Source organism: Streptomyces sp. WMMC1477 (assembly GCF_027460245.1).
Classification (GTDB): Bacteria; Actinomycetota; Actinomycetes; order Streptomycetales; family Streptomycetaceae; genus Streptomyces.
Genome location: NZ_JAPZBD010000003.1, coordinates 4,047,262 through 4,072,756, shown reverse-complemented (window position 1 = coordinate 4,072,756; position 25,495 = coordinate 4,047,262). Strand labels below are relative to the sequence as shown.

Genomic DNA, 25,495 nt, shown 5'->3' with positions numbered 1-25,495 from the left:
GGTGGAAGGCCGCTCGCCCCGGTGCGACGACCGAGCCGCCCCACCCGCGGTGCCGCTCGCCGCTGGCCTCCCCAGCTGGCAGCAGCGCCTCCTCGCGGCCGGGACGGGCCGGTACCCGGCCGGCTGCCGTTGTTCTCACTGAGCGCTTGCCCTTGGGCAGAGGGAAAGCGGGCCGCACGAGCCCGCCCGCCTCGTCACCGGCCACGGGGGTCCGGGCGCGAGTCCTCCGGGAGGTGCGGGGACCGCCGCACTCCATCACAACTGCCGGGGACCGTGGTCGAACGATGTCGCGGCGGAGGTGTCAGACTGAGCGGCGGCGATGACATCGTCCAGCGTTGCGCCGCGCAGGAGCGAGACGAGAGGGATCTGGATGCCCGTCTCGCGGCGTATGCGCGCGGCTGCCTCGTTGGCCATGAGGGAGTCCAGACCGATGCGGTTCAGGGGACGGCGCCGGGGCAGGCGAGCAGCGGGTATGCGCATCACGTCGGCCAGAACTTGTGCGACCTTGTCAGTGAGGGAGTCCCTCGCGTCGGTGCCGTCCGAGTCCGCGTTGTCACGTCGGCCGGCCGCCGGCGGCGCGGCTTCGCGCGGCGTTGGCACAGCGGCCACGCCGTCACCGTGCCCGGGAGTCTCTGGGAGGGACCGGGGCGAGGCGGGGGCTGGGGCGGCGGTACGAACCGTTCGCTGAGCGTCGTCGTGGCTGGGTTCCACCGTCTTCCGACCGGCCGGCGGCTCGGGCTTCGCTTGCCGCACCGGCCGGAGCAGAGGGGTCCGCTGATTCTCCGGTTCTCCGGGCATCGCGGAGCCGAGTCCTGACATCAGCGGGACGGCGGCTGCTTGTGGATACGTCTCAGCCCAGGTCTGCCAGTCGGCGGGCATCACCATGACCTGCCCGCTGGTCCGGTGGGTGAGGATCTCGCCGAGCACCGAGACACCCTGCGCGGGTGTGAACCCCCTGACCCCCGCCGGCTTGCGAGTCCGGCCGCTGCGGCTCTCCTGGCGGGCGTCCATGCCGACCTCGTTCCAGAATCCCCACTGGATGCTCACCGCCGGAAGGCCGCGGGCGTTGCGGTAGTGGGCGAGTGCGTCCAGGGCGGCGTTGGCTGCGGCGTAGCCGCCGAGCATCGGCGAGCTGATCATGGAAGCGGCGGACGAGTAGAGAGCGAAGAAGTCGAGCGGTTCTTGTCCGATCGTGTGGTGCAGGGCCCAACCCCCTTGGAGTTTGGCGTGCAGCAGAGCATCGAGCTCGCCCCTGCTGAGGTCGGCGAGTGAGCTCTCGGTGGCGATCCCCGCCGTATGCAGGACTCCCCGGATACGGGGGCGCCCGGCTTCCCGCCAGTGGTGAAGCAGGTCGGCCAGGGCTACTCGGTCAGCCACGTCGACCGAGTGGTACTCGACGTGAAGTCCTTGGTTCATCCCATCACGCAGAGTGTGGAGGGCCTCGGCCAGAGGGTGACCGTCGGGGACGGCGGGTTCGTCCGGGGACGGGAGGGGGGTGCGACCGGTCAGCAGGATGTTGCGCGCCCCGTGGTCGATGAGCCACTGCGCGGCCAGGCGGCCAAGTGCACCAAGACCACCGGTGATGAGGTATCCCGCGTCTGGCCGGATGAGGAGGTCGGGGTGGGCAGGCTGAGTGGTGGCGGGAAGCGCCGTCGGCTGGAGCCGGGCGACGAGGCGTCGTCCCCGCCGCAGGGCGATCTGGTCTTCACCGGAGTCGCCCAAGAATTCCCGGGAGAGCTGCCACCAGTCGCCGTCCTCAGGCTGTTCGGGCAAGTCGATGAGCGTGCAGCCGAGTTCCGGGAGTTCCAGGGCCGCTGTGCGGGCCATGCCCCAGAGCGGGGCGGCCGCGGGCTGCGATACGGAGTCGCCTGGAACAGCCGCCTGGACATCCTGGGTTACGACCCACAGCTGGGCAGAAGCGGGAAACGCAGCCAGCACACGGAGCAGTCGAGCCAGCTGATGGGAAGGGTTGTTCGCGGGACGTTCCCATCGCCGGGAGTGGTCAGGGGCGGGTACGAACACCACGCCCAGCCGGACGGGAGCAACCTGTTGACGCTCTCGGAGCAACTCGTCGAAACCCGTCCGGTCCCCGACATCAGAGGAGTACGGGGCAACGGTGACATCGCCGGGGAGGCACCGAGGCAAGTGCCGTGCCGCAGCGTCGTCGTCCGTGACCAGCAACCAGTGTGCAGGCGGGTTCGTGCTGGGAGGAGAGGCTGGCGTCTCGCGCCAGTCCACGCTCAACAGCCAGTCTGACACGTCGCGGGGAGTGGGCCTCTCCGTGGTTGATGCAGGAAGCTGTTCGACGAAGGCGGAGGTGACTCCCAGCAGATCTGCGACGGGTGCTCCGCCCGTGGTGAGCAGATGAATGTCGCCGCGCAGTGTGCCGTCGGCTTCGCGATGCAGAACGGCGTGACTGAGGAGCTTCGGCTCCGGGGAACGGTGGAGGCGAACGGTCTCGATCAGGATACCGAGGAAGGCTCCCCGTGCACGGGAGGAGCCAAGCTGTTCCGTCAGGGCGGCCAGGACATGGCAGCCGGCGTCGAGAAGTGCCGGGTCGAAGTGGTACGCGGAGTCGTCCTGCGTGGGCCTCGGAGGAGTCCGCAGGACGGCGAGGAGCTCGCCGGGACCAGTCCACAGCCGTGTAAGGCAACGGAAATCGCCCTGCCAGTCGTTCCCCCGAGCAGCGTTGAGGGCGTAGAACTCAGCGCCAGGGACCACGGTGGTGCAGCGGTCGAGCACCGCATCGAGATCGACGGTGGCAGGGGGAGCGCTCGCCGGGGCCAGGGTCCCGGTGGCGTGCACCAGCCAGTCGCCCTCGGGCTGCGCGCTGCTGACGCTGAAGGTCCACGGCACCTGAGAGGTGTCGACGTCCGTGCGCAGGGTGGGCGGCTCGGGCTGAAGGTACAAGCCGCTCCGGAAACGGACGTCCTGCAGCTCCAGGGAAACGCTTTCGCCGGACAGCCTGCGGTGGGCGGCCTGGGCCAGTTCCAGGTAGGCGGTCGCCGGGAAAACTGCAGCGCCCTGGACCTGGTGCGCTCTGAGACGATCGTGGGCGGCGGGGTCCGGTGTGCCCTCCCAGCGGTGGACCGGGCCCTGCTGTTCATGGCGGCCCAGCAGCGGGTGGTGGTGCGGCGCGGGTGTGGGGCCTGAGGTGTCCTGTGCGTGTGTGGAGGGAGACTGGTCGGTGGCGGGGGACACCCAGAACTCCTCGCGCTCCCACGGATAGCGCGGCAGGCCGACGTGCGGGACGGGGCCAGGGTAGAAGCCCGACCAGTCGATCTCCACTCCCGCCTGATACAGCTCCGCGACCCGGTCGGAGACACCGGAGTCCTCAGGCTCGTCGCGACTGACGCTGGCCAGCGCGCCACTCTGGGAATCCTGGGAGCCGAGGCAGGCGTTCAGCGAGGCAAGCAGGACGGGGTGAGGGCTGACCTCAAGGAAGAGCGTGGGTGATTCGGCTGCGAGTGCGGCGATCCCCTCCGCGAAGTGGACCGGCTGCCGCAAGTTGTCGGCCCAGTACCGGGCGTCCAGACGACTGCCGTCGACATCCCTGCCGTGCACGGTGGAGTGCATCCTGATGCGGGTGGGGCCTGGAGAGAGGTCGTCGAGTTGCCTCAGCAGGCCCTCCCGCAGTGGGTCCATGTGAGGGCTGTGCGAGGCGAAGTCAACGCGGATGAGACGGCCACCCGTTCCACTGCCCGTGGCCTGTCCGACCACGGCTGCCACCGCTTCGGCATCGCCCGACACAACGGTGCTGTACGGGCTGTTGTGGGCGGCGACGCACACCGTCCCGCTCTCCGTGTTCTCCGCCAGCAGGCGCTCGACATCGTCGGCGGAGGCGTCGATGACGGCCATGGCACCCATGCCACGGCCCTCGGACGCAAGCCGACTGCGGCGGCAGATGACCCGCGCGCTGTCGGTGAGGCTCAGTGCGCCGCTGACGTGAGCGGCGGCGACCTCCCCCATGCTGTGGCCGATCACCGCACGCGGTGTGACACCGAAGGACTCCCACAACCTCGCGAGTGCCACCTCCATCGCCCACAGCAACGGCTGCACCACCTCGATGCGCTCCAAGTCCTCACTGGTGCCCCGCGCGAGCACGTCGAGTACGGACCAGCCGGTCTCATCGTGGATGGCCTTGTCGCACGCGCGCAGCGCGCTACGGAAGACCGGCCAGCAGCGCATCAGATCGCGCCCCATACCGATCCACTGGGACCCCTGGCCGGGGAAGACGAACACGATGCCGGGGGCGGCGTCCGGCTCGGCGTGGTAGCCGGGGTCATCGCGTTCGGCCGCCTCGGTGAGAGCGGCGGCCAGGGCCTCGGGGTCCGGGGCGGTGACGGCGACCCGGTGGGCGTAGTGGTCGCTGCGGCGCGCGGCAGCCACGCAGAGACGCCGGACATCGGCGCGGCGCCTCTGTTCGGCCATCCGCGCGTATTCCCCCGCCAGGGTGCGGCACGCGGCGCCGCTGGCGGCGGATACCGGGAGCAGCAGGGTGCCGGGTCCGGTGCGCCGGCCACGGGACGCGGGCGCGGGGTCCGGGCGGCGCAGGACGACGTGGGCGTTGGTACCGCTGATGCCGAAGGCGCTGACACCCGCCGTGGTTGCGCCGCCAGGCCGCTGGGGCCAGGCAGTGGCCTCGGTGGGTACCCGCAAAGGTGCGGTCTCCCAGTCGAGAGCGGGATTCGGATTCTCCAGGTGCAGGCTGGCGGGTATACGGGCATGGTGGACGCTGAGAGCGGCCTTGATGAGCCCTGCGACCCCAGCGGCTGCCTCGGCGTGCCCGATGTTGGTCTTGATGGAACCGACCAGACAGGGGTCGGCCTCGGTACGGTGGCCTGCCAGCACCTGAGAGAGCGCACGCAGCTCGACGGCGTCCCCGACCGAGGTGCCCGTGCCGTGCGCCTCGACGTAGTCCAGCTCGCTCGGCTCCACACCACTGTCATGCAGCGCGGTGGACAGCAGTTCGACCTGTCCGGATTCCGCCGGGGTGAGCAGGTAGCCACTACCCTGGCCGTCGTTGTTGCAGGCACTACCCGCGATCACGGCGTAGACACGGTCCCTGTCCTTCAGGGCCTGCGAAAGCCGCTTCAAGATCACGATGCCCACACCGTCGCTGCGGACGAATCCGTTGCCGTCGGTGTCGGCGAACTTGCAGCGGCCGTGCGTGGACAGCATGCCCGCCGAAGAATAGGCGACGCCCTCATCGGGCAGGAGGACTGCGTTGACCCCGCCGGCGATGGCGAGTTCGGATTCTCCGTGACGAAGGCTCTGGCAAGCCAGATGCACGGCCACCAGAGACGACGAGCAGGCGGTGTCGAGGGTCAGGCTAGGCCCGCGGAGGTCGAGTTGGTAGGAGAGCCGCCCGGACAAGACCGCGTAGGAGGTACCCGTGACCGAATACACGTTGAGGTCGGTGCGGTCCTGCAGCTCCCAGTAGTTGCTGGCGATCATCCCCATGTAGACACCCGTGCGACTTCCGGCGAGGTTTCGCGGCGCCAGCCCCGCGTCCCTCAGTCCGTCCCATGCCGTCTCCAACAGCATGCGCTGCTGGGGGTCCATCCGTTCGGCCTCGCGCGGTGAGATGCCGAAGAACTTGGCATCGAAACCGCGCAGGTCGCTCACGAACCCGCCCCATCGGCTATGGGTGCGTCCAGGCGTGGACGGCCTCGGATCGAAATACGCATCGACGTCGAAGCGATCGGCGGGGACGGTGGTGATCTCGTCCCGTCCCTCAAGGAGGAGTGTCCACAGGGCGTCAGGATGATCCGCGCCGGGGAAGCGGCAGCCGATGCCGACGATGGCGATGGGCTCAGCCGCACGGCGTGAGTCCCTCCCCATTCCCGTGCTTGAGCTACGCATGATCGCTCCTCTCGCGTGAGGCTGAGCGGTTGCGGATGACGGTTCGGTCCTGCTTGCGCTCTGTCTGGTTGGGGAACCGGGCCGGTTCGCCGTCGACGGTGCGCCGGAACGAGCGCCCTTGAGGGCCTGCCACCCATCGAGGACACGCTGAAGGTTCTGCCTGATCAGTGTCAGGAGCTCGACCTGGCTTCGGCGGAGAAAGAAGTGGTCACCACTGACCAAGTGACAGCGCGGATCCGCTGCGGTCACTTCGGACCACAAGGGAGCCACATGAGGGGGAGCCACCTTGTCCTCAGACCCGCTGACCACGACGACCGGGCAGGACAATCGGTGACCGGGGCGGAATTGGTACGTCTCGATCACGGCGGCGTCGGCCCGCAGCAACGGAAGGACGGCGGTGAGCAACGCACGCCGTCCTCGTAGTTCCTCGGGAAGAACCCCGGACCGCATCAAGTACTCCGCCAAGTCCTCGTCGCCGAGGACATGCGCCTGGCTGGTGACCACCGACAATTGCGGCGGCGGGTGGGCAGCGACAATCAGCAGGAGAGGCGTCCGGCGGTGATCCCGCTCCAAGACGACAGCGGATTCGTAGGCCACGAGAGCGCCCATGCTGTACCCGAACAGAGCGAACGGCTCATCAGGACAGGCAAGGACCTGAGCAACGGTGGCGCGGACCAGCACATCCATCCTCGACGGTGGCTCCCGGGTGTCTCCCGGTTCTCGGCCAGGCAATCGAACCGGCCGCACCGACACCCCGTCGGGGAGATTCTCGTGCCAAGCATCGAAAGCCGCTGCGGAACCGCCTGCGTAGGGAAGGCAGAAGAGACGCAACGCGCTCCCGCGATGAGTCAGATGTCCGTCTGCCCTCACGTCTCACCCCCGCTGAACGAGACCCGGCGCCGCGGAGCCCCGGGGTGCCCGCCGTCGGCAGGACGGGCGGAGACGGACACCTGCCCCGAACCGAACTCGCGCCCTGCTTGGCACTTCACCATCTGCGTTCCACACTCCTACTCGGCGATCGCCGTACTGTGGGTGAACCGAAATACCGGCACCTGCTCGCCGTCGAAATCCACCGGAGCGGCGGTACCGCTTCGCTCGAAGTGCTGGTGACGGCCGCAGTAGGTGACAGTCCAGCGCTCCGGAAGAACTTCCGCCCTGACGCGCCGGACCCCTTCCAACTCATCAGGTCCGCCCGTAAGAAATATGACTATCACTTGACCATGCCCCTCTCCGCACATCATCTATCAGCCACATCAGAAAGAGCCGATATACGCAGGAACGAATCTGCACCACCACGCGCTAGCCGAAGGGGAATATGCCTGGCGTCTGAGGGCGGTACGAACCCCAGCGGTCGGGCAGCTCACACCTGTGCGCGTTCTCACGGTGAACTGTCGATCTCACCGGGTACGTTCCAGTTGACCGCAGGAACCCACGCGTTCACAGACGCCCGGAGCTGTGAGAATCGGGCCCGGCGTGCAACTTTGTGCACTTGTGAATCGATGAAAGGTTCGCGGATACCGGAAGGGGAAGGCGATGACGCGTACGCCGAATGCCCGACTGCAGAGCCTGCTTGAGGCCGCCGACTGGAACCGGACTCAACTCGCCCGTGCCGTTCGTCGCGTCGCTGCCGAGAACGGGAGAAGGCTGAGCTGTGATCACTCCACCGTTTCCCGCTGGCTGGCGGGAACCCGGCCCCGGCCACCTGCAGACGAGTTGCTCTTGGAGGCCCTGACGCGAAGGCTCGGTTATCCCGTCAGCGGGCGGGATGCCGGGCTCACGCCCTGTTCACCCGCCACGGGAATAGACGTGTTCAGGGAACCTGATCCGTTGCGTGCCCTGGTCCGCCTCGCCGCAACCGAACTCGTTTCTCCTCGTCGCAGCGAACTGGGTGAGGGCGTCTTCAGTATCTCGGCGCTCTCCCAGCCCCCCGCGCCCCCGCTGCCTCGCCGCGCGGCCGTCTCCCCGCCGGAGTCCGGTGGGTGGCGCGCCGGCGGCGCGGAGGCCGCGCAGATGCGGGCCATGACCGCGGCCTTCGCCCAGGCGATCGAGTCGGGCGGCGGACGATCCGTGCGCACCGCCTTGACCGCCTACCTCGCTCGCGATGTCACCGGCTGGCTCCACCACCCCGCCTCACAGGCAGCCCACCGTGAGCTTCTGACAGCAGCCGCCCAGCTCACTCTGCTGCTCGGCAACGCGTGCGCCGACTGCGGTGATGACGCGGTGGCCCAGCGGTACCACCACACCGCCGCTCGCCTCGCCCTCGAAGCCCGGCATGCGGCTACTTCGGCCATCGCGCTGCGCACCATGGCCACCCATGCCCATGATCTGGGGCATCGCCACCCCCCAGTCGTCAACCTGGCTCGACAGGCGACGGACCACGCCCGTTCCTCTCCACCCGCCGTGCAAGCGTATAGCCAGGCACAACTGGCTGTGCTAGAGGCGCAGGACGACCGACACGCCGCTCTGAAGGCCCTGTCCCACGCCGAACGCCTCTACGAGAAGAGCGACGCCGCTTCCGGCGTGTTCACCACCTACCCACCCGGTGCCCTGCACTACCAGCGCGCCCAGACCCTGGCTACGCTCGGAGACCACTCAGGAGCCGCCGATGCTCTGACGCTCTCCCTACGCCTACGCGCCGCGGGTGAGCGCCGCGCCAAGATCCTGAGCCACGCCCGCCTCGCGGAAACGCTCCTGCGCCTTGGCTTCCTGGAAGAAGCCATATCTCAGTGGCATGCGTTCCTGGAGGGCTACCCACGCCTGCGCTCCGCCACCGCACAGCGCCGAATCGTCGGCATGCGGCAACTTCTCACTCCACATCAGCGCCATGGTCAAGCATCAGCCCTCATGAAACGGGCAGCCTCACTTCCGTCTCATCGTCACAACGACAACGCTCGTGCGATGCGCTCAAACAGCTCAGACGCCAACGGTTCCACGGAACTTTAGACACCCCGCGTGTGCGAGTCACGAGCATTTCGAATGACAAGCCGCTTGACTGAGCACATGCAAGATCCATTCACGCGCGCCTGCGTTCAAGCAGTCACGTCGTTCGCCGCAACGCCGAAGGCGGCGAAAGGTCCTGACACAAGCGCAGGTAAGGCCACCGCGACCGGCTCGGACAAGCCGCTCATTCCGGTTTCCGCCTGCCTTCCCATGTTCTCCTCGACGACATCGACGGACGGGAGGCCCACCGTCTCCCACGCGCACCCTCCGAAAGCCGCGAGTCCTGAAGTCTGCAGCAAGGAGCCCGCTATCGAGCCGTTGCCGTCGTGACCTCGGACATGGGGCAAGGCGGAGCTCCCCTTGCGTCAGTACTTCGTCTCTCGTCCCCTCAGGCGCAGGTCCGCCGAGCACAGGCCTCTGTGGCCGACGTGTCTGCTGTCAGGGAACCCGCCGAACGGCCGACGAGAGCCGTTGAGATGGGCCCAGTGCCGGGCAGGGCGCTGGCGCCCTGCCCGGCACTGGGCCGTCGGTGGAGTGCGGGTCAGATGCCGCAGCTCGACGCGGACCAGTAGCGGCTGGAGCGGTGGTCGAGGTGGGTGTGGTCGTTGTGCCCGGGGAAGCCGGGGCCGAGGATGCCCCGGAAGCCGTGGTAGCGGGCCTGGCGGGCCAGCGTGCACAGCGAGTGGGAGCCGGAGCCGAGGTCGGCGGCGTCCCCGTAGAGGTGTCGGCTGCTCGGGGAGCCGCCGACGGCGTTGTTGCAGGAGTAGGAGCGGAAGCCGCTGGTGACGCGGATGGGCGCGTCACCGAGGGCGTGCCGCATGGCCTCCAGCTTCCACATGGTGCGCTTGGCGTTCTCCCGTGCGGTGGCGGCGCTCACGGCACCGCCGCTCCAGGTCGAGTTGCACCGGTTGAGCTCGCTGAAGTCGAAGTGGGCCGGTGAGCAGTCGGCTTCCTGGAGCGCGTAGATCTTGTTGTACGTCTGCGATCCGGCGACGCCGTCGGAGGAAAGGCCGTAGGCGCTCTGGAAGCGCTTGACCGCCGCCTCAGTGGCGGGGCCGAACTCGCCGTCGATGGCGAGGACGTTGCCGTATCCGGGGTAGCCCGCGACGCGGATCTGGAGCTGCTTGACGTCCGAGCCGGAGTCACCGCGGTTGAGGGTGCGGCCCCAGGTGTAGCAGCTGTCGGCTTGCGCGGTACCCGCTGTGGCGATCGTGCCCGTAAGGGCCGCAGCCGCGAACATGACAAGTGCGAGGAACGTTCTGACCAGTCGTCTGCGCATGGCTGAAGAGCGTGGCGGAGCCGGTTGTACACGTCAACAACGCGGGTGCAATGCCAATGGACGGGCCTTTGACGAAAACGCCGCGCCCCGCGCGCACGACCCCGCCGTCGGACGTCCGGGCACCGACGGCTCCGCCGGCCCCGGGCAGCGGTGACCAGGGACGACGGGGGGGGCCGGCGCTGACGGGTGGCCGGGTTCGACGGGTGGCCGGCGCGGGCGGAGTGGCCCGGGGCCGGCGGGCGGGTCAGTCGTTCGGGACCGTCTCGTAGCGGGGCGTCGCCTCGGCCATCTGACGCAGCACGTCCTTGCGCTCCCGCTTGGAGAGCCGGTCGATGTAGAGCCGCCCGTACAGGTGGTCCGTCTCGTGCTGGAGGCAGCGCGCGAAATAGCCGGTGCCGCGCACCTTGACCGGCTTGCCGTCGAGGTCCTGGCCGCTGACCTCCGCGTAGTCCGGCCGGGCCAGCTCGCTGTAGGCGCCGGGAACCGACAGGCAGCCCTCGCCGCTGTCGTCCAGCCGCCGCCGCTCGGCCGGCAGCTCCGCCAGCACCGGGTTGCAGACGACGCCGACGTGCCGCACGCCCTCGTCGTCCGGGCAGTCGTAGACGAAGACCTTCAGATCGACCCCGATCTGGTTCGCGGCCAGCCCGACCCCCTCCGCGGCCCGCTGCGAGGCGAACATGTCGTCCACGAGCCGGGCCAGCTCGTCGTCGAACTCCGTCACGTCCCGGCACTCGCGGTGCAGCACCGGATTGCCGACGACCGTGATCGGACGGGCGGTGCCCCGCTCGCGGTAGGCCCGCTCCCGCGCCTCGCAGTCCTCGGTGTCGATCACGAACTCCGAGGCCGCCGCGTCCTCCCGGCCCTCCCCGGCCGCATCCGGCCGGGTCTCCTGCTGCTGGGTCATGCCGCCGTACGCCTTCCTGACAACCTGCTGTTCCGCCCTACAGGGTACGGGGAGACGGCACGGTGGCGGCCGCCAGCGGCCATTTCCGGCTACGGCTCAGCAGACCTCTTCCAGATCCCGCCACTCGCGGGTGTCCGGGCTGTCGGCCACCCAGCCGTCCAGGAGACCGCGGACGAGGGCGGCGGGCGCCGCCAGACCGCACTCGCGCTCCGGCATCCAGACCTGGCCGGGCCCCCCGGCCGTCATGTGGCCCAGCGGGCCGGGGTGGCCCGGCTCGCTGTGGTCGTGCGGGTCGTGCCGGGGCGCGGTGCCGTCGCCCTCGTCGCTCGGCATCCGCGACTCCGAGCAGGAGCGGCACAGCAGCCGCACCGAGGACGACCAGTCCTCGGCCGCGAAACCGGCGTCGGCGGCCAGTTGCTCCAGGGCCTCGCGGTCCGCCTCGGTGGCCGCCTCGAGCAGCACCACCCAGGTGGGCACCGGCGAGGGCGCCCACAGCTCTATCTCGTCGAAGACGGGGTACGCCGCGGGCCGTCCGCCCCCGCTCACCGTGCGCTCGCCGTTCGGCACGCCGTCGTGCAGCACCACCTCGCCCCAGCGGCGCCCGGAGGAGGGCAGCGGGATCGACTGCACGGCGGTCCGGGCCGGGTCCAGCCGGCGCCCCCACACGACCTCCGACTCCCCCTCGGGGGACAGCCGCACGGCCGCGCTGCCCAGCTCCATGCCCGTCGGTTCGCCCAGGGCCGCGGCGTCGGCCGCGTCTGTCGGCACCTTCAGCCCGTAGGCCTGCCAGGCGCGGCGGGCCAGCGGCCAGTCCTGCAGGGCGGTCGCGGCGATGCCCACGTTCCACCAGTCGGGGGCGCCCGTCGCCCGGTCCAGCAGCGCCACGGCGCGCAGACCGGCGGTGCGGGCCTGCTCCCAGTCGTGCCGGAACTTGTGCAGCAGGGCGAGGTTGAACCAGGACTCGGAGAGCCAGGGCTCCAGGTCGGCAGCGCGCGTCAACAGCTCGCCCGCGTCCTCGTACCGGCCGTCACCGATGAGGGTGAACGCGCGGTCGGTGGCGAGCCGCCAGTCGGTGGACGGCCGGTGCCGTGCCCTGCCGAAGATCTTCACGATGATCCCGCCTGATTCCCGCCTGTCGATGATGGCGTCTGCCGTCTCCCTGTCGAGGGCGCCGCGTGCAGTGGCGTGTCGGGTCGTTACGGAGCACTACCCCCGCATCCAACCATGCCCGCTCCGGCCCGCGCTCATTACCGCAAGGGGCGAACCGTTCCGCGGCGTTCCGGTCGCTACAGGGTCAGCTTGCTTCAGCCGACAGCAGGGCGCGACATGACGGGGGTCGGCCGGGTACGTGCCCGGTGAACGGCCCCCTCGGGGCGGCGGCGGGAGCACTCGGACGGAGCCGCGCGAACACGGCGTGGAGACGCCCGGACGCGAGGGGTGACGCCGGAGCCCGAACCGGCCGAACGGGTGCCCGGCGGGGGCTCAGTTCAGCTTGGGGCGTACCGGGGACGAGGCTTCGTCGACGCCCGCGCCGAGGCTCTCCTCGGCGGCCGGACCGGGGTTTGAAGCGCCGTGGGAGTAGCGGGCGGTGTCCAGGACGGCCTGATCCGGCACGGCGCCGCCGGAACGGATGAGGTCGATCCGGCCCATCACCTTCGACCGCAGGTCCGTGGGGACGTCGTCGTGGCCGCAGCATCGCTTGACAAGCTTCTTCACGGCCTGCTCCAGCCCGTACTTCTCCAGGCAGGGCGAGCACTCGTCGAAGTGCTCGGCCAGCTTCTCCCGGTCAGCGTCGGGCATTTCCTGGTCCAGGTACTCGTACAGGTGGTCCAGGACCTCTGAGCAGTCCGTCTCGTGCGGATCTCCGCAGCTCATGAGTCCGAGCCTTTCCGGTCGTGCGCTTCGTCGAACCCCCCGGAACCGCCCGCACCCGCAGCCGCCCCCGCGGGGACGAGGCCGCGCTCGCGCGCGTAGTCCTCCAGCATTCCGCGGAGCTGGCGGCGGCCTCGGTGCAGACGGGACATCACGGTGCCGATCGGCGTACCCATGATGTCGGCGATCTCCTTGTAGGCAAAGCCCTCGACGTCCGCGAGGTACACCGCGATGCGGAATTCCTCGGGAACGGCCTGGAGGGCCTCCTTCACATCCGAGTCGGGCAGGTGATCCAACGCCTCCGACTCGGCCGAACGCAGCCCCGTCGACATGTGCGACTCGGCCCGGGCCAGCTGCCAGTCCTCGATCTCCTCCGCGGCACTGCGCTGTGGCTCCCGCTGCTTCTTGCGGTAGGAGTTGATGAACGTGTTCGTGAGGATGCGGTACAGCCACGCCTTGAGGTTGGTGCCCTCGCGGAACTGGTGGAACGAGCCGTAGGCCTTGGCGTACGTCTCCTGGACCAGATCCTCCGCGTCCGCCGGGTTGCGCGTCATGCGCAGGGCGGCGGAGTACATCTGGTCGAGAAAGCCGAGAGCGTCCCGCTCGAACCGGGCGTTGCGCTCGGCGTCCGTCTCCCGCGGCAGATGCTGCGTGCCGTCCTCGGTGCCCGTGACCGGACCCACCTCCTCCGTATCGGCGGCGAACCCCTCACCGGGCCCGCTGGAACCGGAGAATAGACGACGTTCCACACCATTCGCCGCCTGAATCTCCCCCGCACCGGCCAGCGCGAGGGTGGCCCAGTCCATCGCGACGGCCTGGGGACGCTGCGGGCAAGCGACTGAACCCATGGGGGCGGCTCCCTCTCCTGGTGCCTCGTGACGCCGTGTGGTCCGTGCCGGACTCCCGCCCGGCAATCGGTCACAACACCGGCGCCGGGCGGATCATTCCCGGGTCAGCCACCCGGCCACGGCATCCGTGATCAGCGTCACAGCCGCGTCCTGGGAGAGCTCCGCCCGCCGCGGGACGGCGAAGCCGTGGTCGGCCTCCGGCACCTCGACGATCGCCGTTCCGGCCGGGAACTCCCCGGGCCGCCCGAACGGGTCACGCCCGCCCTGGACGACGATCACGGGCACCCCGGCGCCGAGGAGCTCCTCCGCCCGGGACTTCTCGGGCCGGCCCGGCGGGTGCAGCGGGAAGGAGAGCGCAACGACCCCGGCGGCGCCCAGGTCCGCGGCCGTGCGGCACGCGACCCGGGCCCCGGCGCTGCGGCCGCCGGCCACGACGGGCAGCCCCTCGGCCGCCAGCCGGGGCCACAGCGCCCGCCAGGCCGTGTCCAGCGTCCTCGGCGCGGGCGCCACCTTCTTGCCCGCCACCCGCCAGGGCTGCTCGACGAGCGCGACCGTGACGCCGTGCCCGGGCAGCACCGCGGCCACAGCGGCCAGGTCGCGCGCCTCGATGCCGCCGCCGGCCCCGTGCCCGAGGGCCAGGACGGTGTGCGCCCCGGAAGCGCGGTGCCAGGTGACGCGGGCCGGTCCGGCCGGGGTCCCGACGTCCTCGGCCTTCGGCTTCTCGGTGCTCATGGGGGCCATTAGACCCCAGAGCGCGGGCGGCTCAGAACAGCGTGCCGACCTCGGGGGCGTCGAGCTCCTCCACCAGCTCCGGGGAGTTGTTGCGCACGTTGCTGACCTGGGTGCTCACCGGGTAGGCGCGCAGCAGCCCGGTGGGCAGCCCGCCCAGCAGCTCCCGCAGCTCGCCCTCGTCGTCCCGCGCCGGGTCCAGCCAGGCGTCCCAGCGGTCCGCGGGCAGGGCGACCGGCATGCGCGGGTGGATGTCGGCCAGCGACCGGGGGCCGCCCTCCCCGCCGCCGGGCAGCGGCACCGTCTCGGCCTCGGTCGTGATGACCGTGCACGTCACCCACCAGGCCCGGGGGTCGTCCGGAGCCCTGGTGACGTCCTTCCAGAACTCGTACAGCCCCGCCAGCGCCATCACCGAGCCGTCGACGGGCGTGACGAAGTACGGCTGCTTGCGGGGGCGCTTCCGCCGACCCCGCTGCTCCAGGTCCAGCTCCTCCGTCCCCGTCACCCACTCGAAGTAGCCGTCGGCCGGCAGCAGGCAGCGGCGGGAGGTGAAGGCGCGGCGGAACGCCGCCTTCTCGTGCACCGTCTCCGCCCGGGCGTTGATCATCTTGGCTCCGAGCTCCGGGGACTTCGCCCAGGAGGGCACCAGGCCCCAGCGCAGCACCCGCAGCTGCCGCACGGGGTCCGGATCGCCGGACCCCTTCACCGGACGGTCGAGCACCGCGAACACGTCCTTGGTCGGCGCCACGTTCCAGTCCGGGGCCAGCGTCTCCGTCGGCTCCCACTTGCTCACGTCGAAGAGCCCGACCAGGTCCTCCGGGCTCCGGCTCGCCGCGTACCTTCCGCACATGTGTGCAAGCCTGCCACGCGGCCCGGACAACCGGGCGCCCAAGGCGGGTATTCAGGCGTCGCCGGGCGGCTCGATGTCGCGGGCGCTGAGGGCCAGTTCGTTGCGGAAGGTGATGTAGGGCCGAATCCGCGTCGTCCCGCGTTCCGGGTGCGGCAGTTCCACGGCGGGGTAGACGTCGGTCTTCCGGCGGTCGGCCGAGTCGCCTCCGATCCGCCCGATCGGCACCGGCTCCGCCCCGGGTGCGGGCAGCAGGCGCAGGTCCCACAGGTCGTGTCCGGCGCTCCGCCGGGCCAGCGCCCCGGCGTACGGCAGCGCGACGGTGAACCGGGAGCCGGCCAGCGGGCGGGCCGCGACGGCGAAGTCCCGGTCGGCGTCCTCGCGGGAGGCGGCCAGCACCGCCGCGTCCGGGCCCGGGACGGCCCCGTGCGCGACGGCGGTGACGACGACCGCCTCCTCCCCCACCTCGACGTGCTCCACCTCGGCGTGGGCCGGACGCAGCCAGGTGCGCACGCTGAGGTTGCCCTCGGAGGTGGTGTAGGGCACCCAGGCGGAGACGCCGTTCTCGTCCACCCTGGGCTCCAGGGTGACCAGCGCGGCCTGCTCCACCAGCTCCGCCCGCACCCGGCGGCGCCGGTCCGTGCCCCGCGGTGCCGTGTGGAGGTCCCAGCGGCCCTCGGGAAGCCGGTGCTCGCTCCGCCGCAGGACGACCTCGAGCCAGCCGTCCGTGGCGTCCCGCCCGGGCGGCAGCGGGAGGACGACCTGCCGCTCCCCGGGGTCCCTGCGCAGGCGCAGCACCAAGTCGAGCGGCGTGTCGGGCAGGTCCGCGGCGGCGAGGCGGACGGCGACGCCCCCGTCCGCGGTGGCGGCGGCGCGGGCCCGGGGCGCGGGCACGCCGGTCTCGCCGGGCCCGTGGCCGCCGGGGGCGGCCGCGCGCCGCGCGCGGTAGCCGGCGAGGGCGCCGCGCAGCCGGTGGGCGGGGCCGCGGCGGGACGCGCCGAGCTCCTCCATCAGCCGGATGTAGCGGGCCGCGATCCGCTCGGGGTCGTAGGTCCGGGCGGTCTCGCGGGCGGCGCGGCCCATGGCCCGCCGTCGCTCGTCGTCGTCGATGAGCTGGAGCAGGGCCTCGGCGAACGCGTCCTCGCCGCCGTCCAGCGGCACCAGCAGCCCGTCGCGCCCGTGGGTGATGATCTCCCCGGGGCCGAGCGGGCAGTCCGTGGAGACCACCGGGACACCGCAGTGCATGGCCTCCACGATGGTCATGCCGAAGGACTCGCCGTCGGAGGAGACGGCCGCGACGGCTCCCTTGGCCCACTCGGTCTCGATCGGCGTGACGGCTCCCATCAGGCGGACCCGGTTGTACAGGCCGAGCTCGTCGACCAGGCTCCGCAGGGACGCGGCGCGCGGCCCGCGGCCGTAGAGCCGCAGGGTCCAGTCGGGGCGTTGGGCGGCCACCTTGGCGAAGGCGCGCACGAGCCGGTCGTACCGCTTGACCGGGATGAGCCGTCCGGCGGCGACGATCGTCTTCGAGTCGCCTGCGGAGGGGGTCACGGGAACGGCGGGCACGCCGTTGGGGATGCACAGGACGCGGGTGTCGGCTCCGGGCAGCATCTCGCGGTAGCGGACGGCGTCGGCCTCGGAGACGGTGACGAGGGCGTCGAGCCCCGCGAAGGCGGCCTTCTGGTCCTCGCGGAGCTGCGGGTTGTGGAAGTCGTGGGTCAGGTGCTCCTGCCCGATGCGCAGGTAGCGCGAGCGGCCGTAGCGGTCCAGGTAGCCGTTGATGACGGGTCTGGTGCCGATGACGACGTCCGCCTCCGTCCGGCGCAGGTACTCCGCGACCCGTTCGTCGGTCAGCCGGGTGGGGGCGAGCGGGCCGCTGCTGACGCCGCTGTCCTCCCACATGCCGGTCGGCTCCGCCGTGCGCGGGTGCCCGCCGTCGTAGCCGGGGGCGTCCCGGCGGCACTCGATGAGCGCCCGGGTGCGCACCCCGGGGCGCAGTTCCAGCCGCAGGTCGTCCCTGGTCCGGTGGACGGAGACGATCTCGACCGTGTGCCCGGCCGCGGCGAGGGCGCCGCTGAGGTTCACCGTGGAGCGGATCGTGCCGCCGATTCCGTACGCGTTGTAGAGGAGGAACGCGATGTGCACCTCGCACCTTCCTGTTCCGGCCTGTCCCGGCCCGTCGACGTGGACGCCCGGCCGCGTGGGACCGGGCTATCTACCGCAACGATTCGGGCGCCCGGAGGCGTCGCAGGGGGTGGGGGTCCGCCCGAGCGGTACGGCCGCGCGGGAGCGGGGCCGTACCGCTCGGGCGGACGGGGACGGCCGCCCCGCCGGCCCGCGGAGGACGGCGTGGCAGGGTGGACGGCGAGCGGAACGGGAAGAGGAGCACATGGGGATCGACGACTTCACCGACGTGTGGGGCCGGGTGACCGGCGTCCAGTCGGCGCCCGCGCTGTGGCTCGTCGTCGCCACCGGCCTGCTCGCGCTGGCGGTGGTGGGGGTACGGGCGCCGTGGCGGCTCGCACGGAACGCCGTGACGATCGCCCATGAGGGTGGCCACGCCCTCATGGCCCTGTTGACGGGACGTCAACTCCAGGGCATCAGGCTGCACTCGGACACCTCCGGGCTGACGGTCTCCCGCGGCAGGCCGACCGGGCTCGGCATGGTGCTCACCGCGGCGGCCGGCTACACCGCCCCGCCGCTCCTGGGCCTGGGCGGGGCGGCGCTGCTGGCCTCCGGGCGCATCACCGCGCTGCTGTGGGGGGCCACGGCACTCCTCCTGGCCCTGCTCGTGATGGTGCGCAACGCCTACGGCGTGCTGACCGTGGTGTCCGCGGGCTCGCTGTTCGTGCTGGTGTCCTGGCTGACGTCCGCCGAGGTGCAGGCCCTCTTCGCCTACGCGGCGGTGTGGTTCCTGCTCCTGGGCGGGGTGCGCCCGGTGTTCGAGCTCCAGCGCGAGCGGCGCCGGACCCGCAGGATGCCGCAGCCCGTGTACGGGTGGCCCCAGGGCGTCCCCGAGGGGTCGTCCGGCCTGCCCGACAGCGACGCCGACCAGCTCCACCGGCTGACCAACGTCCCCGCCGTGGGCTGGCTGCTGTTCTTCCACGCGGTCGCGCTCTGCTCGCTCGTGGGCGGCGGCACCTGGCTGCTGGGCGGGTAGGCGTTCGTCCCCCGCGCCGCCCACGGCCTAAAGTGAAGGTCATGACCGCCACCGCAGCCCACTGGCCCGCCCCCTGCGCGGCCGGCCCCGTCGACGCGACCGTCACCGTGCCCGGTTCCAAGTCGGTGACCAACCGCGCGCTGGTACTGGCCGCCCTGGCCTCCGAGCCCGGCTGGGTCCGGCGCCCCCTGCGCTCCCGGGACACCGTGCTGATGGCCGAGGCGCTGCGCACGATGGGCGTGGGCATCGAGGAGGGCGTCGGCCCCGACGGCACGGGCGAGGCGTGGCGCGTCATCCCGGCGGGCCTGCACGGCCCGGCCCGGGTGGACGTGGGCAACGCGGGCACCGTCATGCGCTTCCTGCCCCCCGTGGCGGCCCTGGCGGACGGGCCCGTCCACTTCGACGGCGACCCGCGCTCGTACGAGCGTCCGCTGCACGGCGTGATCGACGCTCTGCGCTCCCTGGGCGCCCGCATCGACGACGAGGGCCGGGGCGCCCTGCCGCTCACCGTGCACGGCGCGGGCTCGCTGGCCGGCGGCCCGGTGGAGGTCGACGCCTCGTCCTCCAGCCAGTTCGTGAGCGCCCTGCTGCTGTCGGCCCCCCGGTTCAACCAGGGCGTCGAGGTGCGGCACACCGGGCCGACGCTGCCCTCGCTTCCGCACATCCGGATGACGGTCGAGATGCTGCGGGCCGTCGGCGCCAAGGTGGACACCCCGGAGTCGGGCGGCGAGGCGAACGTCTGGCGGGTGACGCCGGGCGCGCTGCTCGGTCGGGACCTGACGGTGGAGCCGGACCTCTCCAACGCCCAGCCGTTCCTGGCCGCCGCCCTGGTGACCGGCGGCCGGGTCACCATTCCGGACTGGCCGCGGCACACCACCCAGCCGGGTGACGCGCTGCGGGAGATCTTCACCGCGATGGGTGGCCGCTGCGAGCTGGACGAGCGCGGGCTGACGTTCACCGGAACCGGCGCCGTGCACGGCATCGACGTCGACCTGTCGGACGTCGGCGAGCTCACCCCGGGCATCGCGGCGGTCGCGGCGCTCGCGGACTCCGAGTCGGTGCTGCGCGGCGTCGCGCATCTGCGGCTGCACGAGACGGACCGGCTGGCTGCGCTCACCAAGGAGATCAACGGCCTGGGCGGCGCCGTGACCGAGACGGCCGACGGCCTGCGCATCCGGCCGCGGCCGCTGCACGGAGGGGTCTTCCACACCTACGACGACCACCGACTGGCGACGGCGGGAGCGCTGCTCGGCCTGCTGGTGCCCGGCGTGGAGGTGGAGAACGTGGCGACGACCGCAAAGACGCTGCCGGAGTTCCCGGAGCTGTGGCAGGCCATGCTCGGCGTGGCCGCGTAGGGACGGCGCGGGCATGCGCCGCTACGGCAAGCACACCGACGAGGACGACATCCGGGTCCGCCCGGGGCGCCGGGGCAGCCGTCCGCGCACCCGCATCCGGCCCAAGCACGAGGACGCGACCGAGGGCTTCGTCCTGACCGTGGACCGCGGACGCATCACGACCCTGGTCGACGGCCGGACCGTCACCGCCATGAAGGCCCGCGAACTGGGCCGCAAGGGCGTGGTGGTGGGCGACCGGGTCGCCGTCGTGGGAGATCTCTCGGGTGAGAAGGACACCCTCGCGCGGATCGTGCGCGTCGAGGAGCGCTCGTCGGTGCTGCGCCGCACGGCCGACGACGACGACCCGTACGAGCGCGTCGTCGTCGCCAACGCCGACCAGCTGGCCATCGTCACCGCGCTCGCCGACCCCGAACCGCGGCCGCGGCTGATCGACCGCTGCCTCGTGGCCGCCTACGACGCGGGGCTCGAACCGCTGCTCGTCCTCACCAAGGCGGACCTGGCCCCCGCCGAGGAACTGCTGTCCGCGTACGCGCCGCTGGGGGTGCGGGCGGTGGCGACCCGGCACGACGAACCGGCGACCCTGGTGCGCGAGCTGCTGGAGGGGCGGGTCACGGCCTTCGTCGGGCACTCGGGCGTCGGCAAGACGACGCTGGTCAACGCCCTGGTGCCGGAGCGCAGCCGGGCGACGGGCGTCGTCAACGCCGTCACCGGGCGGGGCCGCCACACGACGACCTCGGCGCTGGCGCTGCCGCTGCCGGACGACGAGGGCTGGGTCATCGACACCCCGGGCGTGCGGTCGTTCGGACTGCACCACGTGGACCCGTCCCGCGTGATCCACGCCTTCCCCGACCTGGAGCCGGGCACGGCGGAGTGCCCGCGGGCGTGCAGCCACGACGAGCCGGACTGCGCGCTGGACGCGTGGGTGGCCGGGGGGCACGCGGAACCGGCCCGGCTGGACTCCCTGCGCCGGCTCCTGGCCACCCGGGAGCGCCGCGAGGGCGACTGAGCCCGTCCGTCCGCGACCCTCCACCGGGCTCCGCCGCCGGTCGATGCCCGCCGCAGCCCGTCGATGCCGTCAGTCGACGGACTGCGCCCCGGCGGGTGTCCCGCGCAGGAGGGCCGCGACGACGGCCGCCACCCCGGCCGGGGCCTCCGGGTCGGCCGGGGGCACCACGACGTAGGAGAGGGCGAGCCGCAGACCCACCTCGCAGGCCCGGCGCAACTCGGCCTCCCCGGTGCCGCACAGGGCGTCCAGGGTGGTCGCGCACAGCCGGGCGACGACCTGCTCGGGTCGGTACTCGGGCAGCGGCAGCCGGGAGTCCCAGAAGCCGGTCAGCGCGGCGCGCAGGAGCGGTTCCTCCCGCGCCCGGTCGAGCATCCAGACGGCCGCCGCGGCGCAGCACGCGGCCGGATCGCCGCCGCGGCGGCGGGCGGCGGTCACCGCGTCGGCCGCGCCGGTGACGAGCCCGTCGATCTGCCGGTCCACGAGAGCGGCCCCGAGCCCCTCCTTCGTGCGGAACTCGTTGTACAGGGTCTGCCGGGAGACTCCGGCCGCCGCGGCGACCTCCACCATGCGCACGGTCGCCCAGGGCCGGTCCGCCAGCGCCGTCTGAGCGGCGATCAGCAGGGCCTCGCGCGCGCTGGGCATGCTCCCCTCCCCCCTCGGCCACGGTCGATTGCGGCACAGGATCAACGGACGGACCAGGCATGTCAATACGTGGGAGGCCAGAACCCGGGAGGCGCGCGGACGGCGGTGTCGGGAGGCGTGAGGGACGGCGGCGTTCGGACGAGCGTGCCGAGCGTGCCGCGCCCGGACGGACCGCCCGTGTGGCCGGGGCACGCTCCGCTCGATACTGTTCGATCATGCCGGACTATCACGATGATCTGCGTCTCGCCCACGTGCTGGCCGATGCGGCCGACGCCACCACGATGGAGCGGTTCAAGGCGCTCGACCTCAAGGTCGAGACGAAACCTGACATGACGCCGGTCAGCGAGGCCGACAAGGCCGCCGAGGAGCTGGTCCGGGCGTCACTGCAACGGGCCAGACCGCGCGACGCCGTGCTCGGCGAGGAGTTCGGCACCGAGGGCACGGGCCCCCGGCGCTGGGTGATCGACCCGATCGACGGCACCAAGAACTACGTCCGCGGCGTCCCGGTGTGGGCCACGCTGATCGCCCTCATGGAGCGGGGCGAGGAGGGCGACCGTCCGGTCGTCGGCGTCGTCTCCGCCCCGGCGCTCAACCGCCGCTGGTGGGCGGCCGAGGGCGGCGGCGCCTACACGGGACGGAGCCTGTCGGCGGCGACGCGGATGCAGGTGTCCCGGGTGTCCCGGCTGCGGGACGCCTCGTTCGCGTACTCCTCGCTGTCCGGGTGGGAGGAGCGCGGCCGGCTCGGCGGCTTCCTCGACCTCACCCGCTCCGTGTGGCGTACCCGGGCCTACGGCGACTTCTGGCCCTACATGATGGTCGCCGAGGGCTCGGTGGACCTGTGCGCGGAGCCGGAGCTGTCGCTGTGGGACATGGCGGCCAACGTGGTCATCGTCCAGGAGGCGGGCGGCACGTTCACCGGGCTCGACGGCCGTCCCGGACCGCACAGTGGGGACGCCGCCGCGTCCAACGGCCTGCTGCACCCGGAGCTGCTGGAGTACCTGGGCGGCTGACGGGCCGCGCCCGGCGCCCGTCGGGGGCGTGCGGGGGTGTGGGCGGCAGCGGGCCGCGTACGACCTCTTGTTGGGGTTCGACGTCCGTGTGACGATGAACACTCCCCCGCTTGTGAGCTTGTGAATCCGTTCCCGTAGACGCGACCGGACTCCGGGCTCCGCCAAGGAGGTGGCACGTCGACCATGCCCGACCTCGTCCGCGACGCCATGACGACCACGGTCCTCACCATCGGCCCCACCCACACTCTCCGTCAGGCCGCCTGCCTGATGGCGGGGCGCCGGGTCGGGGCCGCGGTGGTGTTCGACACCGACACCAGCGGGCTCGGCATCCTGACCGAGCGCGACATCCTCAACTCCGTGGGCTGCGGGCAGGACCCCGACCGGGAGACCGCGCACGCCCACACCACGACGTCCGTCGTCTTCGCCGCGCCGGAATGGACCCTGGAGGAGGCCGCCGGAACGATGACGCGCGGCGGCTTCCGCCATCTGATCGTGCTCGACGACCGCGAACCGGTCGGCATCGTGTCCGTGCGCGACATCGTCCGCTGCTGGACGGCCTCGGGCGGACCGCCCCGCGCGGCGTCCCGGCGGGGCACCGTCGCCGTCTGATCCCACGGCCCGAGAAGGCCGGAGGGGCCGGAGCCCATCGGCATCGGCGTCCGGCCCCTCCGGGGTGGGCGGCAGGCGGTCGGCCCCACCGCGCAGGGCCTTGACCACGGTGGAGGACCGCCTGCCGCGGTCATGGCGCGGCTCAGCCGCGCAGCGCCCGCACGGCTTCCTCCAGCCGCTTGCCGTAGTCGGTGTCGGCCCGGCGGAAGTTCTCGACGGCGCGCTCCGCGATGTCCTCGCGCGAGACCTTGGCGATGAAGCCCGCCAGGTTGTCGATCAGGCGCCGCTTCTCGTCCTCCGACATCAGCCGGTAGAGGTTGCCCGCCTGGACGAAGTCGTCGTCCTCGACGTGGCGCGGCGCCGCGTGGTCCCCGGTGGCACCGGAGACGGGCACGGGCCCCCAGAGCGGACGGCCGGTCTCCGCCGGGCCGCCGAAGCTGTTGGGCTCGTAGTTGCGCGCCCGGCCGTGGCGGCCGTCGTACAGGACGCCGTCCCGGCCGTGGGTGCGGGCCTCGCCGGCCTTCGGACGGTTGACCGGCAGGTGGTCGGCGTTGACGCCGACGCGGTAACGGTGCGCGTCGCCGTAGGCGAAGAGGCGCCCCTGCAGCATCTTGTCCGGCGAGGGGCCGATGCCCGGGACGAAGTGGTGCGGACTGAAGACCGACTGCTCGACCTCGGCGAAGATGTTCTCCGGGTTGCGGTTGAGCTCCAGCCTGCCGATCTCGAACGGCGGGTAGTCCTCGTGCGGCCAGACCTTGGTGAGGTCGAACGGGTTGAAGCGGTACTCCGCCGCCTCGGCCGCCGGCATGATCTGCACCTGCACGGTCCAGCCGGGGAACGCGCCGCGCTCGATGGACTCGCGCAGGTCCCGCTGGTGGCTGTCCGGGTCCCGGCCCGCCAGGACGTCGGCCTCCTCCTGGGTGAGGTTCCGGACGCCCTGGTCGGTCTTGAAGTGGTACTTGACCCAGAAGACCTCGCCGGCCTCGTTGCTCCACTGGAAGGTGTGCGAGCCGTAGCCGTTCATGTGGCGGTAGGAGGCCGGGATCCCGCGGTCGCCGAAGAGCCAGGTCACCTGGTGCGTGGACTCCGGCGAGAGACTCCAGAAGTCCCAGACGTTGTCCGCCTCCTGGGAGCCGGTGTACGGGTCGCGCTTCTGGGTGTGGATGAAGTCGGGGAACTTGAGGGCGTCCTTGATGAAGAACACCGGGGTGTTGTTGCCGACGAGGTCGTAGTTGCCCTCCTCGGTGTAGAACTTCACCGCGAAGCCGCGGGGGTCGCGCACCGCGTCGGCCGCACCCAGGTTGCCCGCCACGGTGGAGAAGCGGAGGAATACCTCGGTCCGCTTGCCGATCTCCGAGAGGAAGTTCGCACGCGTGTACTTCGTCACATCGGCGGTCACCGTGAAGGTGCCGTAGGCACCCGCACCCCGCGCGTGAACGACCCGCTCGGGGATGCGCTCGCGGTTGAAGTGGGCGAGCTTCTCCAGCAGAAGCTGGTCCTGGACCAGGACGGGGCCGCCGGCTCCGGCCGTCTGGCTGTTCTGGTTGTCCGCGACGGGAGCGCCCGCCTCCGTGGTCAGAGGACCGTTCTCACTCTGGGCAGTCACTCGTTCGCCTCCCGCACTTGTCCTGTCCTGCACTGTCGCCGAGACCAGAGCCTACATTGGACTGTGTCTAAGTCAAGATGACTATGAAGTCCGTACACAGTCCGACCAGGTGGCAGCCCACTGTTAAGCTGGCCCCACCTGAACGATGGATGGGATCGATGAGTGACCTTCTGGAACGGCTGCGCAACCGCGGCTGGCGGCTGACCGCACAGCGTCGCGTCGTCGCCGAGGTCCTCGACGGGGACCACGTGCACTTCACCGCCGACGAAGTGCACGCCCGGGCGGCCGAACGGCTTCCCGAGATCGCTCGTGCAACCGTGTACAACACGCTGAGCGAGCTCGTCGCACTCGGCGAGATCATCGAGGTCAGCACGGACGGCCGCGCCAAGCGATACGACCCGAACGCCCACCACACGCACCAGCACCTGGTGTGCTCGCACTGCGGCACGATCCGGGACGTCCACCCGGCCGCCGACCCGCTCGGCGCCCTGCCCGAGAGCGAGCGGTTCGGATTCGCCGTCTCCGAGGCCTCCGTCATCTACCGGGGCGTGTGCCCCTCCTGCGCCGCCGCCTGACCGGCCGCGCCCGCCCGGACGGACGGACGCCACGACGCAAGTGAAAGGCCCGCCCCGAGGGGCGGGCCTTTCACTTGCCCGGACGGGCGGACGGATTCCCGGACGGACAGACGGGCGGACACGAAAAGACCGGTGGCCCGGAACCATGGGTTCCGGGCCACCGTTTTCAGTAGCGGGGACAGGATTTGAACCTGCGACCTCTGGGTTATGAGCCCAGCGAGCTACCGAGCTGCTCCACCCCGCGCCGT

The 25,495-nt window shown here is 71.6% G+C and carries 19 protein-coding genes and 1 tRNA gene; 7 read left to right on the top strand and 13 right to left on the bottom strand.

What is annotated here, in order from left to right:
- Positions 1 to 255 precede the first annotated feature (255 nt).
- Together O7609_RS18305 and O7609_RS24770 are read right to left on the bottom strand one after the other, a co-directional pair.
- Positions 256 to 6,735, bottom strand: a complete 6,480-nt coding sequence (locus O7609_RS18305) for a type I polyketide synthase (protein WP_269743901.1) — start codon at positions 6,733 to 6,735, stop codon at positions 256 to 258.
- A gap of 137 nt (positions 6,736 to 6,872) precedes the next feature.
- Entirely contained in the window at positions 6,873 to 7,103 is a 231-nt protein-coding gene (locus tag O7609_RS24770; RefSeq protein WP_443072261.1) for a DUF5988 family protein, read from the bottom strand.
- A gap of 295 nt (positions 7,104 to 7,398) precedes the next feature.
- Between O7609_RS24770 and O7609_RS18300 the strand changes: the two genes are divergently transcribed.
- Positions 7,399 to 8,808, top strand: a complete 1,410-nt coding sequence (locus O7609_RS18300) for a hypothetical protein (RefSeq protein ID WP_269735915.1) — start codon at positions 7,399 to 7,401, stop codon at positions 8,806 to 8,808.
- 538 nt (positions 8,809 to 9,346) lie between these two features.
- Here O7609_RS18300 and O7609_RS18295 read toward each other — a convergent pair.
- The 8 genes from O7609_RS18295 to O7609_RS18260 all read right to left on the bottom strand — a co-directional run bounded on the left by O7609_RS18295 (position 9,347) and on the right by O7609_RS18260 (position 17,429).
- Positions 9,347 to 10,084 carry a D-Ala-D-Ala carboxypeptidase family metallohydrolase gene (locus tag O7609_RS18295; protein ID WP_269735916.1) on the bottom strand — a complete coding sequence of 246 codons (738 nt, stop codon included), beginning with the start codon at positions 10,082 to 10,084 and terminating at the stop codon, positions 9,347 to 9,349.
- 244 nt (positions 10,085 to 10,328) lie between these two features.
- On the bottom strand, positions 10,329 to 10,988 hold the full coding sequence (def, locus tag O7609_RS18290; RefSeq protein ID WP_269735917.1) for a peptide deformylase: 660 nt from the start codon (positions 10,986 to 10,988) through the stop codon (positions 10,329 to 10,331).
- A gap of 96 nt (positions 10,989 to 11,084) precedes the next feature.
- Positions 11,085 to 12,098 (bottom strand): tetratricopeptide repeat protein, encoded by a 1,014-nt coding sequence (locus O7609_RS18285; RefSeq protein ID WP_269735918.1) that lies wholly within the window; start codon positions 12,096 to 12,098, stop codon positions 11,085 to 11,087.
- A gap of 372 nt (positions 12,099 to 12,470) precedes the next feature.
- The gene (rsrA, locus tag O7609_RS18280) at positions 12,471 to 12,863 is read right to left on the bottom strand and encodes a mycothiol system anti-sigma-R factor (protein ID WP_269743900.1); all 393 of its coding nucleotides are present in this window, start codon (positions 12,861 to 12,863) and stop codon (positions 12,471 to 12,473) included.
- Positions 12,860 to 13,543 (bottom strand): sigma-70 family RNA polymerase sigma factor, encoded by a 684-nt coding sequence (locus O7609_RS18275; RefSeq protein ID WP_374226943.1) that lies wholly within the window; start codon positions 13,541 to 13,543, stop codon positions 12,860 to 12,862. The genes rsrA and O7609_RS18275 overlap by 4 nt, the downstream gene beginning before the upstream one ends.
- Before the next feature lie 258 nt (positions 13,544 to 13,801).
- Positions 13,802 to 14,440: an alpha/beta hydrolase family protein gene (locus O7609_RS18270; protein WP_269735921.1), complete on the bottom strand. Its 639-nt coding sequence runs from the start codon at positions 14,438 to 14,440 to the stop codon at positions 13,802 to 13,804.
- A gap of 31 nt (positions 14,441 to 14,471) precedes the next feature.
- Complete coding sequence (locus O7609_RS18265) at positions 14,472 to 15,287, bottom strand: SOS response-associated peptidase (protein WP_269735922.1); 816 nt, start codon at positions 15,285 to 15,287, stop codon at positions 14,472 to 14,474.
- Positions 15,288 to 15,338: 51 nt separating this feature from the next.
- A complete protein-coding gene (locus O7609_RS18260) occupies positions 15,339 to 17,429 on the bottom strand; it encodes a glycosyltransferase (RefSeq protein ID WP_269743899.1) in 2,091 nt (696 codons plus the stop codon).
- Positions 17,430 to 17,673: 244 nt separating this feature from the next.
- On the opposite strand from O7609_RS18260, the gene O7609_RS18255 reads away from it, so the two are divergent.
- From O7609_RS18255 to rsgA, 3 genes are read left to right on the top strand one after another with little or no spacing between them, the layout of a single operon-like run.
- Entirely contained in the window at positions 17,674 to 18,444 is a 771-nt protein-coding gene (locus O7609_RS18255) for a M50 family metallopeptidase (RefSeq protein WP_269735924.1), read from the top strand.
- A 41-nt stretch (positions 18,445 to 18,485) separates the two neighbouring features.
- Positions 18,486 to 19,799, top strand: a complete 1,314-nt coding sequence (gene aroA / locus O7609_RS18250; RefSeq protein WP_269735925.1) for a 3-phosphoshikimate 1-carboxyvinyltransferase — start codon at positions 18,486 to 18,488, stop codon at positions 19,797 to 19,799.
- Positions 19,800 to 19,812: 13 nt separating this feature from the next.
- Entirely contained in the window at positions 19,813 to 20,805 is a 993-nt protein-coding gene (gene rsgA / locus O7609_RS18245) for a ribosome small subunit-dependent GTPase A (RefSeq protein ID WP_269735926.1), read from the top strand.
- A 69-nt stretch (positions 20,806 to 20,874) separates the two neighbouring features.
- Here the strand turns inward: rsgA and O7609_RS18240 are convergent, their stop codons facing one another.
- Positions 20,875 to 21,447, bottom strand: a complete 573-nt coding sequence (locus O7609_RS18240) for a TetR/AcrR family transcriptional regulator (protein ID WP_269735927.1) — start codon at positions 21,445 to 21,447, stop codon at positions 20,875 to 20,877.
- 215 nt (positions 21,448 to 21,662) lie between these two features.
- On the opposite strand from O7609_RS18240, the gene hisN reads away from it, so the two are divergent.
- Together hisN and O7609_RS18230 are read left to right on the top strand one after the other, a co-directional pair.
- A complete protein-coding gene (hisN, locus tag O7609_RS18235; protein ID WP_269735928.1) occupies positions 21,663 to 22,457 on the top strand; it encodes a histidinol-phosphatase in 795 nt (264 codons plus the stop codon).
- Positions 22,458 to 22,640: 183 nt separating this feature from the next.
- Positions 22,641 to 23,066, top strand: a complete 426-nt coding sequence (locus tag O7609_RS18230) for a CBS domain-containing protein (protein WP_269743898.1) — start codon at positions 22,641 to 22,643, stop codon at positions 23,064 to 23,066.
- 142 nt (positions 23,067 to 23,208) lie between these two features.
- Here O7609_RS18230 and O7609_RS18225 read toward each other — a convergent pair whose 3' ends face one another.
- Complete coding sequence (locus O7609_RS18225) at positions 23,209 to 24,672, bottom strand: catalase (protein ID WP_269743897.1); 1,464 nt, start codon at positions 24,670 to 24,672, stop codon at positions 23,209 to 23,211.
- A gap of 158 nt (positions 24,673 to 24,830) precedes the next feature.
- Here O7609_RS18225 and O7609_RS18220 point away from each other — a divergent pair, with 158 nt between their 5' ends.
- Positions 24,831 to 25,247, top strand: a complete 417-nt coding sequence (locus O7609_RS18220) for a Fur family transcriptional regulator (protein ID WP_269735931.1) — start codon at positions 24,831 to 24,833, stop codon at positions 25,245 to 25,247.
- Positions 25,248 to 25,417: 170 nt separating this feature from the next.
- Here the strand turns inward: O7609_RS18220 and O7609_RS18215 are convergent.
- Positions 25,418 to 25,491, bottom strand: a tRNA-Met gene (locus O7609_RS18215).
- Positions 25,492 to 25,495: the final 4 nt, after the last annotated feature.

What these genes read in the sequence shown, in the direction of transcription:
- O7609_RS24770 (WP_443072261.1), bottom strand. Translation starts at nt 7,103, where the DNA reads ATGTGCGGAGAGGGGCATGGTCAAGTGATAGTCATATTTCTTACGGGC.
- O7609_RS18300 (WP_269735915.1), top strand. Translation starts at nt 7,399, where the DNA reads ATGACGCGTACGCCGAATGCCCGACTGCAGAGCCTGCTTGAGGCCGCC.
- O7609_RS18295 (WP_269735916.1), bottom strand. Translation starts at nt 10,084, where the DNA reads ATGCGCAGACGACTGGTCAGAACGTTCCTCGCACTTGTCATGTTCGCG.
- def (WP_269735917.1), bottom strand. Translation starts at nt 10,988, where the DNA reads ATGACCCAGCAGCAGGAGACCCGGCCGGATGCGGCCGGGGAGGGCCGG.
- rsrA (WP_269743900.1), bottom strand. Translation starts at nt 12,863, where the DNA reads ATGAGCTGCGGAGATCCGCACGAGACGGACTGCTCAGAGGTCCTGGAC.
- O7609_RS18270 (WP_269735921.1), bottom strand. Translation starts at nt 14,440, where the DNA reads ATGAGCACCGAGAAGCCGAAGGCCGAGGACGTCGGGACCCCGGCCGGA.
- O7609_RS18265 (WP_269735922.1), bottom strand. Translation starts at nt 15,287, where the DNA reads ATGTGCGGAAGGTACGCGGCGAGCCGGAGCCCGGAGGACCTGGTCGGG.
- O7609_RS18255 (WP_269735924.1), top strand. Translation starts at nt 17,674, where the DNA reads ATGGGGATCGACGACTTCACCGACGTGTGGGGCCGGGTGACCGGCGTC.
- aroA (WP_269735925.1), top strand. Translation starts at nt 18,486, where the DNA reads ATGACCGCCACCGCAGCCCACTGGCCCGCCCCCTGCGCGGCCGGCCCC.
- rsgA (WP_269735926.1), top strand. Translation starts at nt 19,813, where the DNA reads ATGCGCCGCTACGGCAAGCACACCGACGAGGACGACATCCGGGTCCGC.
- O7609_RS18240 (WP_269735927.1), bottom strand. Translation starts at nt 21,447, where the DNA reads ATGCCCAGCGCGCGCGAGGCCCTGCTGATCGCCGCTCAGACGGCGCTG.
- hisN (WP_269735928.1), top strand. Translation starts at nt 21,663, where the DNA reads ATGCCGGACTATCACGATGATCTGCGTCTCGCCCACGTGCTGGCCGAT.
- O7609_RS18230 (WP_269743898.1), top strand. Translation starts at nt 22,641, where the DNA reads ATGCCCGACCTCGTCCGCGACGCCATGACGACCACGGTCCTCACCATC.
- O7609_RS18220 (WP_269735931.1), top strand. Translation starts at nt 24,831, where the DNA reads ATGAGTGACCTTCTGGAACGGCTGCGCAACCGCGGCTGGCGGCTGACC.